We start from the raw sequence: 13,362 nt of genomic DNA, 5'->3' as shown, positions 1-13,362 counted from the left end.
AAAAATGCTGCTAAAGCGGAACTCCCTGGGGCGACCTTGTCGAGTGCTGCTTTGGCATTCGCCACATTCGGCACTGCCGTGCGTGCAGCCGACCGTATCCCATCAAGGAGTTTCGCGATGAGCACACCTCTTCTCAATGATGCTGATTTCATTCATAGCCTCAGGCCGACTCAGCGCGAGTATTTCCTGCTTCGCGAATCCGCACGTCACGCCCGCCTGCAAAGTACACTGCGCGACCTTTCGCGCGGAGTTGGCACTGTCAGCGAGCTGAGCGGTGAAGCACAGGCGATTGTTCTCCATCATTCTGTTGCCTCACGGAAGTAACGACCATACGCATCGACAGCTACAAATACAGCGACGATCACGCAGCATTGGAAAACATGGCAAAGACCCGCGCCTCACCTACAGATGCAGGTGAGGCCGTCGAACTGTTGCGGCGGTGGATGCATCTGGAACTTTGCGACAAACCGTCCGCCGACTTCATGTACACACCAGCTCCAATGTCGGCTTCCTGGTATGGCTGCTGCGGGAATTCGGGGACTCAGTCTATAAAAGGATCAAGGCGGCTTACCCAGAGGAAGCCGCCGAGTTGCGCCGCCAGATTCTGGTGATCTGCTTCGAGCAGGCAAACAGGCTCAATCGGTTGAAGAACCCGTTTCCAGTAGCGTTGATGGCTCTCCCAATGGCTGAACATGCCCTCATGTTTCCAGAGCAGATTCTTGGCGCAGACGACGCCCGATTTTGAGTGCACGGCCAGTTACTGCTTGCCGTCGTGATAGCCGCTTCTTCGCTTGGCTGCAACCAAGGCATCGCCGACACAGCGCGTAAGTGGACGTTCATCGTGGAGAGTTGGAGGCAGTTCTGAAGGTTCCGCTCAGGCACATTTCTTGATGGAAGCCGCGTCGTTTGAAGGGGAATTAGCCCCGACTAGGCCGCGCTTCCTTTTCATATCGCGCCAAGAAGGCCAACACGGATTTTGTCTGCTGCTGCTGGGCTTGGATTAATTCCCCCAACAGGTGCCCGTATGTGTTTCGGTGCATCCCCTTAGGGCGCCGATGGTCCCAAGGCATTGAACCACGGGCGAGCTTTTCCTCTACCTTCGTGCGCTTTCGCCAACTGCATTCAATGGCGTTCTTCGATTGCGATGGGTACCTAAGTTGAAGGCAGCATCGGCAGCCAGGCGCATCTGCTAAATAGATCACGGCAACCCGACGCTCGCACCGTGGACAGACAAACCAGACCCTTTGCCCGCCGAAGTGACATAACGTACGAGTCAACCGAACCTCGCACGTCAATGACTCGCTGCTCCCATTGCAGATCAGCACCACACCCATCTTGTCGTCCAGTAAGCCAAGCCGTGCTCTCACGTCTTGCACACTGGCGGACGGATACGCCGTCGTCTCGGCTCTCTCTCTCGGGCGACCTGCTCCAAATCGTCGTCCACCGCTCATGCGATGTCTCCGCTGAATACGAAATCATTAGGCAAGTTCGATGCGGCTAGTAGCGTGACTGGCTACGAATGCCGCATATTGCGAGACAACAAATTCCTGCAGGGCAATACAGCCTACGCATCCCGTCACACAGAACAAGTGTGACGGCACACCGAGCGCGATCTGGCAGCCTCCATGAGTTCAAGCGTCAGTTTGTGCTCGATGCGACATGGCGTGTCCAGGGCGTGGAATAGATCCGCCAGCCTTGCGCACAGAACACCAAGGACAGCCCAGCGCACGCGGCCAGCCATCGACCACGGGCAACACCTTGGCAATATCTGGATGCACACAGACCAGACCACACCGCTGGCAGTAGATCGTTGCTGTATCGCCTGCGGGTACACGCCCGGCGTGGCGGTCGGCCGTATCGGCCAGCATTTGCAGATAGACAGCAAGCTGGCGCGCATCCAGACCGATGCAGCCGGTCAGGTCAGCATCTTGTAGACGGTGAACATGCTTCGCGCCGATATTCCCTACAGTCGCCAGCGTCAGCAACTGCGCACGGAGCGATTCCCTGGTGTCAGCCAACGGGGCCAGTGCGGCCGAGAGGGAAAAGTGGTTTTTTGCTTTTACCGTTTGCGAATCTTGCGAATTTGCCAACCTTCGTATTCCCTGATTCGCGGGATTCGCAGGGTTCGCAGCGATATGCGCGCGTTTTCGCAATTCTGCCAGTGCGTTCATGCGTCGCTCTCCGGCCGGATACGCCAGACGCGCGCCCGGTGTTTGCCGTCCAGTACCAAGCCACCATTGACCCGTGCCGCCCAGCCGGCCGACTCCAACTGCTCGACGGCGGCAGTGAAAACATCGGCAGTGCGGATCGCGTTCGGGCCGTTACGCAGGGCGTCGCTGGAATAAAGCAATGTGCGGCCAGTTTCCCAGCACCACCTCAGTAGCAGTTCGGCATGCTTGATCTTGGTCGGCGCACTGGACGTGCCTACGATCCGCGCTGCTTCGTCCAAGTGATAGGTGACGATCTCCGTTGCACGTTCGATCGCATCCAGTTCGATAACGTCCGCGTCGGGGTCTTCTACCAACGTCAGGACGCCCGCAATACGAGCCACTTGAGAGCCACCCTTACTCGCCCAAGCATGTATGCCCGAATAGTCACCCAGCATGGCGCGTTCTATCGTGTCCTTGACCTCGATCCAATAAGCCATTGCCCTTGGTGTCAAAGTCAGCGCACGAGGCTCCAATTCGTTGCGGGTCCCATAGCGCAGGCGCGGCGGAGCTTCCACTAGGTCGCGCATGCGCGCCCAGTAGCGGACAAGATCAGGATCACTACGAAGGTCGACGTCTAGATACTTGCGGGTGCCGATGCTGGATGCGGGCCACGCTAGCAAGCAGCGAGACAGAAAGCCTTGACCTATCAACAGGTCATCAGACAAGACGGACTCAGCAATGATCGGTTGCATCATCAGGTGTAGCGCAAGTCGTCGCCCGCAATGCTTGCTTGCACCATCACCGGCGCGTACCCGATCAAAGCGCCCGTCATCCCATAGCTTGGATAGTCCTGCTGCGGACTTTGTGCGGTTTTCGTTGTTCATGGCGTATCCGCCCAGAAAATCGCCCGCATCATCATTGAACAAGCCAATGGCCGGCCCCCCGCCCTGAAAGACCTTGTGCAACCCTTCCATGGTCGGATCACTGGCGATCAGCCACGGTTGCAACGGAGCTTCTGGTGGTGCGCCAAGATCCCGCAAGGCGCCGCGTATCGCGGTCGCGTCTTTCTTCCTTTCTGCAGCCCTCGTCGCTGCCTTGTAAGCGGTCAGTTCGGCTTCATAGGACGCCATCGCCAAGCGATGTGCATCAGTCCTCCCGCGCTCGATATCTAAGTGCGCGCGCAGTGCCCACTGGTCCACTGCGCTCTTGCGTTCGCCGGATGCTCCGATGGTGAGGTGCCATAAACTCAATGGCTCCGCGTTGCCGGAAATCGAAACGTCCGCATTCGACTGCGCTGCCAACGATGCCGCCGCCAGAATCGCTTGACCGCACAGTCCGGCAGGCGCCTGCACAACAGAATGGAGCCGCTGTGCTGCACCGCCCAGCAGTGACCCAAGCGCCTTCAACGGGTATTTAGCCGCAGGAGGGAGCGGGCGGCGTAGTGACTCTGGCGCGCTGGCAAACGCCGCATGCCTGGGTAGCCCTTCCAATTTCGGATTCAGGGAGCTCATGCAACCTCCCCTCGTGACTGTTTAACGCGATTACTGAGCCACGCATCAACCTCATGAGCCAACCATGCTGTCGTCCTCGGCGTGAGTCTGATCCGGCTAGGAAATTTGCCCTCCGCTTCCATGCGATAGATTTGGGAACGCGAAAGGCGGGTAATGTTGAGGACGTCAGGGAGTCGAAGTACCCGATACGAGAGATCCATATTGCTTGAATTTTGCATATCCAATGTCCGATGAATTCAGCTGGACGTATTGGACGCATATGGGATTGATAGGGCAGCGCAATTAATTCAAGATTTTTCAGCCGACAATTCCTTCGACTCGCTTGCTTGGAAGGCCAACCACATATCGATGGTGTCACGCCATTTTTCCCACGCCAGCTCAACCGATCTGACTGAAACGTGGCGGACTTTGGATATCAGTGACGCTGTATCGAGTCCGACTTTCGAGTCCTTCATGGTCAGCCCCTTTTCCACATGCAAGTAGTGGACGTCGAGTGCCAGTTGGAGATGGCGTCGGTCATTGAGAGACTCGGGCCTTCCTCGTTTTCTATGGATACCGAGCGCCTCCGCAGACTTGGCCGGATTCTTTACAGCCTTTTCTAGCGCGCCTGCTAACCAGTGAGCAGCCGATGGCTCGATGGTTTTGCCTTCACGCAAAGCACAAATGACGTGGGCAAGGCGCAGCGGAGCCATCACGGCTTCCGGGGGATGATCTGTTGGCTTGGCGAACTTGATGCGTTCCCCACTTTGCAAATACTCCAAAAATTTTTTGTAATCGTCGGATTCAAGCGGCGGCAAGCCAGTTGCGCGCGGCAGTGCCCTACTGCAGCCAGCCGGTTTACTGGTCTTCTCATGAGGCTTTCGCATCGTCACGCCCCCTCTGTGATTGTCCCGATGGAATCCGCCGCATCGGCTGTAAACGTCTGTGCCAGCCGTGCAGCACTTTTACCCATCAGCCAGCTTTTCGCTTGATCGCGAAGACCTTGCATCCTTTGCGCAGACCGTCCAGGTAGTCGGCCCACGCCTGCATCATGCGTGTGCGCTCGTCCAGGTACTGCGCGCGGTTGTAGGCGGCACGTATCTTGTTGCGTTCGGCATGGGCTAGCTGGCGCTCGATAACGTCCGGCGTCCAGCCCATTTCGTTTAGGCGAGTCGACGCCATCGCGCGGAAGCCGTGCCCGGTCATGGTGTCCTTGTCGAAACCCATGCGGCGCAGTGCGGCGTTGACTGTGTTCTCGCTCATCGGACGGCTGGTGCTGCGCTCGCCGGGGAACACGTACTGCCCGCGCCCGGTCAGCGGCTGCAGATCACGCAGGATCGCCACGGCCTGCACAGGTAGCGACACGATGTGTTCCTCGCGCATCTTCATCTTGCCGGCAGGGATGCGCCAAACAGCGCCGTCCAGATCAAATTCCGTCCACTCGGCTTTTCTCAGCTCACCGGGGCGCACGAACACCAGCGGCGCCAGCTTCATGGCACTGCGCACGACAAAGCTGCCGCTGTAGCCGTCAATGGAGCGCAGCAGCTCGCCCATCTTGAGCGGGTCGGTGATCGCAGCGCGGGACTTGCTCACTACCGGAGCCAATGCACCACGCATGGCGGCCGTGGGGTCGCTTTTTGCGCGTCCCGTGGCCATGGCGTAGCGGAATATCTGGCTGCAACGCTGCTTTGTGCGGTGCGCCGTTTCATGGGCGCCCCGCTCCTCGATCCGGCGCAGCAGCTTCAACATCTCCGGTGCCTCGATCTCGCTGACTGGGCGACTTCCAATCCACGGGTTGACCAGATCGTCCAGCGTCCATCGGGCCTTGGCCAGCGTGGCTGGCGCCATGCGAGGGGCTTGCTGTGCGAGCCATTCCTCGGCAATGACGGCAAAGCTGTTCGCGGTACGCTCCTCACCAGCTGCCTTGCTGGCCTTGCGCACCTCGCCGGGGTCGATGCCTTCGGCCAGCAGCTTGCGCGCCGCGTCCCTCTTGCCGCGCGCATCCTTGAGGCCAGTATCAGGGTATACCCCCAGTGCCAGCCGTTTCTCCTTGCCCCCATGGCGATACTTCAACCGCCACAACTTGCCCCCGGCTGGAGAGACTTCCAGGTACAGACCGCCGCCATCGAACATGCGTTGCGGCTTGTCGGCGGGCTTGGCCTTGCGGATCGCGGTGTCAGTCAGGGGCATTGGGGGCATCGCCTTTGCGGCAAAGGGGATATGCCCCCGATCATGCCCCCGGCTGGGGGCAGATTGCAATGCACCGCATTGGACGGTATTGGACACAAAAAAGGCCGGAGCCTTTGCTGTAGCTAGGTTTACCGGCCTTCGCTGGACTACGTTGGAGCGTGACTTGGTGCCGGCACCAGGAGTCGAACCCGGGACCTACTGATTACAAATCAGTTGCTCTACCAACTGAGCTATGCCGGCGAAGCGTCGGGATTCTAGCAGGCACGCCAACGGCTGTGCTCAGAAACAGCCCGCGTTGCGCGAACCGATGCCGCTGGCGCTGACGTATCTGCGCCAGTCGAGGTGGTTGCCGTCGGCGACGACCAGATCCAGCCAGTATTCGGGCACGCTTTCGCTGCGCTCGCTCATCCGCGCGGGGAAGCCGGCCGCGAGCACCTGGTCCAGGCGTTTGCGCGCATTGGCCGGATCCCTGAACAGGCCCAGCGAGATGGTATTGGCCTGGTCGCCCGAGCCGACCACGAAGTAGTCGCTGATGTCGTGCGCGCCGAGTTGCCTGGCTTGCTCCAGTGCCTGACCCCGGCTCGCCGCCGCCGGCAGATAGACCCACCAGCCGGTGGTCTGGCTGGTCTGCTCCTGACGCGAGCGCGAGCGCGCGATTCGCGAGGCGAGTGCCTGACGTGCATTGCGCAGGTCCTGCGGCGTGTCGAACGGCCCCAGCGTGATGCAGCTGTAGCTGTGCGTGGCGTCGGCGGCCACCGCGTCCTGTGTCTCGGGTCCCGGTGAGCTGGCGGCGGATGCCGGTATTTGCGAGAGCAGGCGCAGCTCCGGCACGCCGGGATCGGTGGGACTGCCGACGTGCGCGTACGGCTGGCCCAGCAACAGCCACGCACCCACCGCGATATTCAGCGCAGCAAGCAGGATGAACAGCAGACGCAGAAACATCGAACCCCCATCGACACGATCGGTGACGCCATTCTAGACGGTTGGTGGCGACGCGAGATGCGCCTCCGCCCACAGCGCCAGGCCTTGCAACACGCCATCACGAACCAGCAGGGCCGGCACGGACAACATCGACGCCAGTTGCTGCGCGTCCCCGCCGTCCAGGATCAGCGTCGGCGGCGCACCGAGTTGCCGCGACATGTGCGCGTGGAACCGTTCGATCAGGGCGGCGGCAGCCTGCCAGCAGCCGGACGTCACCGCGTCGGCGGTATTGTCGGCCAGCTCCAGGATGTCGCCGGCGCGCTGCGGGCGCACCAAGGCCGTCGCGTCCACCAGCGATTGCTGCATCAGCCGCACGCCCGGCGCGATCAGCCCGCCGAGGTGCCGGCCATCGGCGCCCAGCGCGTCCAGCGCCAGCGCGGTGCCGGCGCTGGCCAGCACGCACGGCGTGCGATGCGCAGCATGGGCGGCGACCATCGCCAGAAACCGATCCACGCCCAGCCGTTGCGGTTCGGCATAGGCATTGCGCACACCGCAGGCGACGGCGGGCGTACGCAGCCAGTGCGGTGCACGGGCAAACACTTGCTGCGCGATGTCCGCGAGCCGGCTTTCGCGCGCGCCGTCGACCACCGACGCGGCCACGACCAGGTCTGGTCGCGGCAAGCCTGCCCAGGCACCGGGCAGCTTCCCGGCGAGGTCGTCCTGCCAGTCCAGTGCGCCATGTGCCAACCATCCCGGAGGCTGGCCCTGCAGCGCCCACTTCAGCCGCGTATTGCCCAGGTCCAGCAGCAGCTTCATGTGCGCCGCACCGTGACGTCAGCGCTGTCGATGCGGCGCAGGCCACCGTCGGACATGCGTACCTGCAAGGCACCACGTGCGTCGACGCCTGCACCCATGCCTTCGAACTTTCCCAACGCACCGCTCACTTGCAGGGTCTGGCCACGCAGCAGGTCGTGCCGCGCATAGTCGGCCACGAAGGCGGCGAACCCCTCGCGCTCGAACTGGCACAAGCCATGCGCGAGGGCAGCGACTAGCGCTGCCCCCACCCGGTTGCGGTCCGGCGGCGCCCCCGCAGTCAGGCTGGCCAGATCGCAGGCCGGCTGTCCGGCCTGGCGAAGCAGGGCCGGCGTGAGGCGCAGATTGAGGCCGACCCCGATGATCGCCGCACACGGACCCTGGTATTCGCCACTCAGTTCGACCAGGATGCCGGCCAGTTTGCCGCGCCCGCCGTGGCTCGCCGCAGCCAGCACGTCGTTGGGCCACTTCAGACCGGCACCGGCGACGCCCAGCTCATCCAGCGCGCGCAGCACCATCACCCCGATCGCCAGCGACAACCCGCCCAAGGCGGCAAAGCCCGGTTCGAAACGCTTCAGGCACGACAGGTAGAGGTTCAGTCCCGGCGGCGACAACCAGCTGCGGCCGCGGCGGCCGCGCCCGGCGGTCTGGCTTTCGGCCAGCACCATGCTCAGGTCCGCCGCCGTGGCGAGACGACGCTGCAATTCGCTCGAGGTGGAGTCCAGCTCGCCATGTACCTCGAGCATGCCAAGCGATCGCACCCAGGGCGACGGCAGCGCGGCGCGAATCCGCGTGGCATCGAGCATCTGCACCGGCCACGGCAGGCAATACCCGGCACGGCCGCGGGCTTCCACCGGTACGCCGCGTGCGCGCAAGGCCTCCACCTGCTTCCAGATCGCCGCGCGGGTCACTCCGGCCTGCGCGGCGAGCGCGGCGCCGGATACCGGTTCACCCGGAGCCAGCAGGGCCAGCAGTTGCAAGGGCTGCATCAGCGTCCCATGCGAGTGCTGGTGCTCGCGTGCGGCGCACAGCAGCGCGGTGAAAAATCGTCAGGAATGGCCATGCGCGGATTCTAGCCCGCGGCCGCTGCACTGCGGCATCGGCCTGCTGGTCGGCAGCACTGGCACCTCTGGCCTGTTTCTGCGAGGATCAGGGCCTTCGCTTGCTGGTTCGGGGAGTTCGACTGCCATGCGTGCCACCCATCGTATCCTTGGTTGCGCCCTGTGCCTTGCCTTCATGGGCTCGGCGATGGCTGCCAACCTCGATACCCAGGATGCGGACAGCGCCACGCACGCCGCGGCCAGTCGAACCTCGCATGACGGCGACAACAGCGGCGGCGACGCCGTGGGGCTGAATCGCGACAGCGGCACGATCAACAGCAGCGAGGCAGCTGCCGGCACGTCCCGCAACGGCAACGATCATTCAGGCGCCGCCGCGTCGGCGCCGGCGCCCACTCCCCGGCCACATCTGGGCTGGCAATCCCTGCTGCCTGGTTCGATCCAGTAAGCGTTCGGCGGCATGCCGGGCCATTGGTGGCAATCGCTGCGAGCACGTTTTGAACCTGTACCGGTCGCCGACCCGTTGTGGCGACGCGCGCTGCTCGCCTGCCCGCTGGCGCGCCGACTGGATCCCGACCGCCAGCAGCGTCTGCGCCAACTGGCGGCGCTGTTTCTGGCACGCAAACGCTTCCATGCCCTCGCTGGAGCGGTACTCGACGACTACTGGCGCCTGCTGATCGCGATGCAGGCGTGCCTGCCTGCCCTGCAACAAGGCACCGCCAGCCTGCGTGGCTGGCGCGAAGTGCTGATCTATCCGGGCGAGTTCAAGGTGCGGCGCAGCCATCACGACGACCATACCGGCGTAGTCACCGAAGGCGACGAGATCCTGATCGGCGAAGCCTGGGAACACGGGCCGCTGGTGCTGTCGCTGGCCGACGTGCAACTCGACCTGGAACAGCCGTGGGACGGCTACAACGTGGTCGTGCACGAGATGGCGCACAAGCTGGACATGCTCGACGGGCCACCCGACGGCGTGCCACCGTTGGTGGAGATTCCACGCCGGCGCTGGATCGAGCAATTCCAGCTGGCCTACGACCGACTGGCGGGTGCTGCGCCCGACCAGGATTCGCCGATCGACCACTACGCCACGGAAAGCGCCAGCGAGTACTTCGCCGTGGTAAGCGAACTGCACTACTCGCAACCGGCCTCGCTGCGCCAGGCCGAACCGGCAGTCGCCGACTTGCTAGAAGCGTTCTACGGGCGCTCGCCCGCGGATGGCGACGAGCCAGCCGGATCGTGCCGCCGCTGAAATGGCGAATCAGCTCGCCGCGAGCTTCACGCTGAAGCGCGCACCACCAAGCTCAGGCGAGCGGTCGACAACCAGTTCGCCCTGATAGGCATGCACGATGTCCTGCACGATCGACAGCCCGATGCCGTGGCCCTGCACACGCTCGTCGCCGCGCACGCCACGCTGCAGAACCTTTTCGATCTGGTCGGCGGCAATGCCGGGACCGTCATCTTCCACGCTCACCCACAGGCCCGGTCGCTGGCGTCCGGACCGGGGCTCCACCTTCACCACCAGCAGCACGCGATGGCTGGCCCATTTGAAGGCGTTCTCAAGCAGGTTGCCGAGCAGTTCGAGCAGGTCGCCCTGCTCGCCATAGAACACCGCGCCGTCTTCGATATCGAATTCGCACAGCACATTTTTCCCGGCATAGACCTTCTCCAGGCCTTGCACCAGATCCTCGGCATGGGCTGCGATCGGCACCGCGCTGGCAAACGTCTGGCGACCGGATGTGGCCGCACGTGCCAGCTGGTAGGCCACCAGCTCGTTCATCCGGCGCACCTGGTCGAGCACGTTGCTGCGTCGCGCGGCCTCGTCGGCGGTGGTCGATTCAAGCTGCGAACGGATCACCGCCAGCGGTGTCTTCAGGCTGTGCGCCAGGTCCGCCAGGGTGTGCCGGTAGCGCGTGCGCTGTTCGCGTTCGTTGGTGATGAAGACGTTGATGCGCTCGGTCAGACCGGTGAGCTCGAGCGGGTACTGGCTGTCCAGCCGCTCGCTGTCGCCGCGCTCGACCCGGCTCATGTCGCTGGCCACCTTGCGCAACGGCGTCAGGCTCCAGCGCAGCAGCAGCATCTGCAGCACGATCAGCATCACGCCGAGTATCGACAGCCAGATCACCAGCGCGCGCCGATAGGCCGCGTTGCCGCCTTCGAGCTGATCCTCGGTTTGCGCCACCGTGATCGTGAAAGGCACCGACTTGCCAGCCTCGGTATCCCAGGTCAAGCCGTAGCTGTAGTAGTACAGACGCCCCATGCGGGTATCGATCGGGCCGACGAAACGGCTCACGCCCGGCGCCAGCGGCGTGAGGAAACTGAAATCGCGGCCGATCGCCGAGGGCGACTGCCAGTGGAAGCCCTTGTCGCCCACGGCCACCGCGTAGAGGCCGGAGCCTGGAGGCGAGAAATTCGGATCCGGCGATGTATCCGGTGGCAGGATCCTGCCGTAGCGGTTGACGTCGAAGTTGGTGATGTAAGCGATCGCAAAGCTATACAGGCGCTCGTGCAGCGCACTCAAGGCGCGCTCGTTGTTTGCCTGCGACAGGACCAGGCCGACCAGCCCGAGAAAACCGGCCAGCACGAAACCCGTGGCGATCGCCGCGCGCGCCGCCAGCGACAGCGGGCGGCGCGGCGGCGTCAGCTCATTCGTCGTCGCCGTCGGTGCGCGGGATGGCAAAGCGGTATCCGCGTCCACGTACCGTCTCGATGGGTTTGAGGGTGCCTTCCGGATCGAGCTTGCGCCGCAACCGGCCGATGAACACTTCAAGCACGTTGGAATCGCGGTCGAAATCCTGCTGGTAGATGTGCTCGGTGAGGTCGGCCTTGGAGACCAACTCACCGGCATGCAGCATCAGGTATTCCAGCACCTTGTACTCGTAGCTGGTGAGGTCGACCACCTTGCCCTCCACCGTCACCGTCTGCGCGGTGGTATCGAGCTTGATCATGCCGCAGGCCAGGATCGGCTTGGACCAGCCGCTGGCACGACGCACCAGTGCATTGATGCGCGCCAGCAGCTCCTCGACGTGGAACGGCTTGACCAGGTAGTCGTCGGCGCCGTGCTTCAGCCCCTCGACCTTGTCCTGCCAGCTGCCGCGCGCGGTCAGGATCAGGATCGGATAGCGCTGGCCAGCCTCGCGCAGCGCCTTGACCAGGTCCATGCCGGACATCTTCGGCAGGCCCAGGTCGATGATCGCCAGGTCGAATGGCACCTCGCGGCCGAGGTAGATGCCTTCCTCGCCATCCTGCGCAGCATCGACGGCGAAGCCGTCGCGTTTCAGGCGCGCGGCCAGCGTCTCGCGCAACGGTGCCTCGTCTTCCACCAACAGGATGCGCATATCAATGTTTCTCCTTGCTGCCCGTGTTCCGTTCGGGCGAATTCTTGGTTGACTGGGCAGATGCCGGATTCTTGCTCGCCTCGGAGGAAATCGCCATCACCTTCACATGGCCGTCCGGGGTCAGCACCTTGATTCTGTACTCGAACCGGCGACCGATGCCGCGCGATTCGGCCGAAAGTACCTTGCCGCCGGTATCGCGCTGCACCTTCAGCACAGCCTGATCCAGCGTCACCGCCGGTTTGGCCGACTGGCCAGCCACGACGCCCGCCCACGGGATCAGCGCAGCCAGCAGAAAGATCTTGTACCTGAGCATGCGTGAATATCCTGTCCGGCCTCGGTTCAATCGTCCACCCTAGGCGATCAGGCCTGAATACTGACCGGATGGACGGTGCCTGTCACGCCGCCAGCAGGCACGACTTCTGCGCCTGCTCCAGCAGATTCCACCCCACACCCGGCAGATGCGCACCCTCGCTGATCGTGCGGCGGAACGCGCGGGCGCCCGGCTCGCCCTGGTACAGACCGAGCAGGTGGCGGCTGACATGCTTCAGCGCGGTGCCGCGCGCCAGCTCGGCCTCGACGTAGGGACGCATGTGCCGCAGCACTTCATCGCGCGACGGCAGCGCTTCGCCATGCAGTGCATGTTCCAGCCGGGCCAGCAGCCAGGGATCGTGATACGCCGCGCGACCCAGCATCACCCCGTCCAGCTGCGCCAGATGCGTCTGCACCTCGGCCACGCTAGTGATGCCGCCATTGATCACCACCACCAGTGCGGGGAACTCGCGCTTGAGTCGATACACCCGCTCGTAATCCAGCGGCGGGATCTCGCGGTTCTCCTTCGGCGACAAGCCCTTGAGCCACGCCTTGCGCGCATGCACCACCAACACCTCGACACCGGCATCCAGCATGATCTCGGTGAAATGCTGCAGCCCGGCGTAGTCGTCCTGGTCGTCCACGCCGATGCGGCACTTCACTGTCACCGGTACGCTCACAGCATCGCGCATCGCCTTCACGCAATCGCCAACCAGCGCGGGCTCGTACATCAGGCAGGCGCCGAAACGCCCCGACTGCACCCGGTCCGAGGGACAGCCCACATTGAGATTGATCTCGTCGTAACCCGCCGCCGCGCCAAGGCACGCCGCCTGCGCCAGCTCGCCCGGATCGCTGCCGCCAAGTTGCAGCGCCACCGGATGCTCCTGCTGGCTGTGCTCGAGCAGGCGCAGCTGGCCGCCGCGCACCAGCGCCGCGCTGGTCACCATTTCGGTGTACAGCCGCGCACGCGGCGACAGCAGCCGGTGGAAATAGCGGCAGTGCCGATCGGTCCAGTCCATCATCGGCGCGACGGAAAGCTGCCAGGACGAGGCGACGGGCTGGATGCGGGAAATGGCGGGAGTCATGACCCCGCCAT

At 63.5% G+C, this 13,362-nt stretch carries 15 protein-coding genes and 1 tRNA gene; 3 read left to right on the top strand and 13 right to left on the bottom strand.

Translation table 11 applies throughout. The features are described from left to right. Positions 1-117: 117 nt before the first annotated feature. On the top strand, positions 118-324 hold the full coding sequence (locus B0E47_RS16915) for a hypothetical protein (RefSeq protein ID WP_139351460.1): 207 nt from the start codon (positions 118-120) through the stop codon (positions 322-324). 217 nt (positions 325-541) lie between these two features. Here the strand turns inward: B0E47_RS16915 and B0E47_RS17040 are convergent, their stop codons facing one another. The 9 genes from B0E47_RS17040 to B0E47_RS12700 all read right to left on the bottom strand — a co-directional run bounded on the left by B0E47_RS17040 (position 542) and on the right by B0E47_RS12700 (position 8,553). Next, a complete protein-coding gene (locus B0E47_RS17040; RefSeq protein WP_168171066.1) occupies positions 542-694 on the bottom strand; it encodes a hypothetical protein in 153 nt (50 codons plus the stop codon). Positions 695-1,631: 937 nt separating this feature from the next. Further along, positions 1,632-2,171 (bottom strand): hypothetical protein, encoded by a 540-nt coding sequence (locus B0E47_RS16910; RefSeq protein ID WP_139351459.1) that lies wholly within the window; start codon positions 2,169-2,171, stop codon positions 1,632-1,634. Beyond that, positions 2,168-3,661: a YfjI family protein gene (locus tag B0E47_RS12735; RefSeq protein WP_077514624.1), complete on the bottom strand. Its 1,494-nt coding sequence runs from the start codon at positions 3,659-3,661 to the stop codon at positions 2,168-2,170. The genes B0E47_RS16910 and B0E47_RS12735 overlap by 4 nt, the downstream gene beginning before the upstream one ends. Positions 3,662-3,948: 287 nt before the next feature. Continuing rightward, positions 3,949-4,458, bottom strand: coding sequence for a hypothetical protein (locus B0E47_RS16905; RefSeq protein ID WP_139351458.1), 510 nt, complete (start codon positions 4,456-4,458; stop codon positions 3,949-3,951). Positions 4,459-4,612: 154 nt separating this feature from the next. Further along, entirely contained in the window at positions 4,613-5,830 is a 1,218-nt protein-coding gene (locus B0E47_RS12720; RefSeq protein ID WP_174566990.1) for an integrase arm-type DNA-binding domain-containing protein, read from the bottom strand. 164 nt (positions 5,831-5,994) lie between these two features. Then, positions 5,995-6,070 (bottom strand) — tRNA-Thr (locus B0E47_RS12715). A gap of 39 nt (positions 6,071-6,109) precedes the next feature. Beyond that, on the bottom strand, positions 6,110-6,772 hold the full coding sequence (locus B0E47_RS12710) for an SPOR domain-containing protein (protein ID WP_077514620.1): 663 nt from the start codon (positions 6,770-6,772) through the stop codon (positions 6,110-6,112). 33 nt (positions 6,773-6,805) lie between these two features. Further along, on the bottom strand, positions 6,806-7,567 hold the full coding sequence (locus tag B0E47_RS12705) for a type III pantothenate kinase (RefSeq protein WP_077514619.1): 762 nt from the start codon (positions 7,565-7,567) through the stop codon (positions 6,806-6,808). Beyond that, on the bottom strand, positions 7,564-8,553 hold the full coding sequence (locus B0E47_RS12700) for a biotin--[acetyl-CoA-carboxylase] ligase (RefSeq protein WP_077514618.1): 990 nt from the start codon (positions 8,551-8,553) through the stop codon (positions 7,564-7,566). The genes B0E47_RS12705 and B0E47_RS12700 overlap by 4 nt, the downstream gene beginning before the upstream one ends. A 199-nt stretch (positions 8,554-8,752) precedes the next feature. Here B0E47_RS12700 and B0E47_RS12695 point away from each other — a divergent pair, with 199 nt between their 5' ends. Both B0E47_RS12695 and B0E47_RS12690 read left to right on the top strand, forming a co-directional pair. After that, on the top strand, positions 8,753-9,070 hold the full coding sequence (locus B0E47_RS12695) for a hypothetical protein (RefSeq protein WP_077514617.1): 318 nt from the start codon (positions 8,753-8,755) through the stop codon (positions 9,068-9,070). Between the two features lie 12 nt (positions 9,071-9,082). After that, the gene (locus tag B0E47_RS12690) at positions 9,083-9,871 is read left to right on the top strand and encodes a M90 family metallopeptidase (protein ID WP_077514616.1); all 789 of its coding nucleotides are present in this window, start codon (positions 9,083-9,085) and stop codon (positions 9,869-9,871) included. A gap of 9 nt (positions 9,872-9,880) precedes the next feature. Here the strand turns inward: B0E47_RS12690 and B0E47_RS12685 are convergent, their stop codons facing one another. From B0E47_RS12685 to dusA, 4 genes are all read right to left on the bottom strand, one after another. Then, the gene (locus B0E47_RS12685; RefSeq protein ID WP_077514615.1) at positions 9,881-11,299 is read right to left on the bottom strand and encodes an ATP-binding protein; all 1,419 of its coding nucleotides are present in this window, start codon (positions 11,297-11,299) and stop codon (positions 9,881-9,883) included. Further along, positions 11,265-11,957, bottom strand: a complete 693-nt coding sequence (locus B0E47_RS12680) for a response regulator transcription factor (RefSeq protein WP_077514614.1) — start codon at positions 11,955-11,957, stop codon at positions 11,265-11,267. The genes B0E47_RS12685 and B0E47_RS12680 overlap by 35 nt, the downstream gene beginning before the upstream one ends. Position 11,958: 1 nt before the next feature. Beyond that, the gene (locus B0E47_RS12675) at positions 11,959-12,270 is read right to left on the bottom strand and encodes a hypothetical protein (RefSeq protein ID WP_077514613.1); all 312 of its coding nucleotides are present in this window, start codon (positions 12,268-12,270) and stop codon (positions 11,959-11,961) included. An 82-nt stretch (positions 12,271-12,352) separates the two neighbouring features. Next, entirely contained in the window at positions 12,353-13,351 is a 999-nt protein-coding gene (gene dusA, locus B0E47_RS12670) for a tRNA dihydrouridine(20/20a) synthase DusA (RefSeq protein ID WP_077514612.1), read from the bottom strand. Between the last annotated feature and the right edge of the window lie 11 nt (positions 13,352-13,362).

It is taken from the genome of Rhodanobacter sp. B05, assembly GCF_002001085.1.
GTDB lineage: Bacteria > Pseudomonadota > Gammaproteobacteria > Xanthomonadales > Rhodanobacteraceae > Rhodanobacter.
The sequence above is the reverse complement of the archived record's forward strand: the minus strand, read 5'-3'. Positions and strand labels throughout refer to the sequence as shown.

Excerpts from the sequence above, each read along its gene's own strand:
- B0E47_RS12720 (WP_174566990.1), bottom strand. The coding sequence starts at position 5,830 with ATGCCCCTGACTGACACCGCGATCCGCAAGGCCAAGCCCGCCGACAAG.
- B0E47_RS12700 (WP_077514618.1), bottom strand. The coding sequence starts at position 8,553 with ATGCAGCCCTTGCAACTGCTGGCCCTGCTGGCTCCGGGTGAACCGGTA.
- B0E47_RS17040 (WP_168171066.1), bottom strand. The coding sequence starts at position 694 with ATGTTCAGCCATTGGGAGAGCCATCAACGCTACTGGAAACGGGTTCTT.
- B0E47_RS12680 (WP_077514614.1), bottom strand. The coding sequence starts at position 11,957 with ATGCGCATCCTGTTGGTGGAAGACGAGGCACCGTTGCGCGAGACGCTG.
- B0E47_RS12705 (WP_077514619.1), bottom strand. The coding sequence starts at position 7,567 with ATGAAGCTGCTGCTGGACCTGGGCAATACGCGGCTGAAGTGGGCGCTG.
- B0E47_RS12675 (WP_077514613.1), bottom strand. The coding sequence starts at position 12,270 with ATGCTCAGGTACAAGATCTTTCTGCTGGCTGCGCTGATCCCGTGGGCG.
- B0E47_RS12690 (WP_077514616.1), top strand. The coding sequence starts at position 9,083 with ATGCCGGGCCATTGGTGGCAATCGCTGCGAGCACGTTTTGAACCTGTA.
- B0E47_RS12695 (WP_077514617.1), top strand. The coding sequence starts at position 8,753 with ATGCGTGCCACCCATCGTATCCTTGGTTGCGCCCTGTGCCTTGCCTTC.
- B0E47_RS16910 (WP_139351459.1), bottom strand. The coding sequence starts at position 2,171 with ATGAACGCACTGGCAGAATTGCGAAAACGCGCGCATATCGCTGCGAAC.
- B0E47_RS12735 (WP_077514624.1), bottom strand. The coding sequence starts at position 3,661 with ATGAGCTCCCTGAATCCGAAATTGGAAGGGCTACCCAGGCATGCGGCG.
- dusA (WP_077514612.1), bottom strand. The coding sequence starts at position 13,351 with ATGACTCCCGCCATTTCCCGCATCCAGCCCGTCGCCTCGTCCTGGCAG.
- B0E47_RS16915 (WP_139351460.1), top strand. The coding sequence starts at position 118 with ATGAGCACACCTCTTCTCAATGATGCTGATTTCATTCATAGCCTCAGG.
- B0E47_RS12710 (WP_077514620.1), bottom strand. The coding sequence starts at position 6,772 with ATGTTTCTGCGTCTGCTGTTCATCCTGCTTGCTGCGCTGAATATCGCG.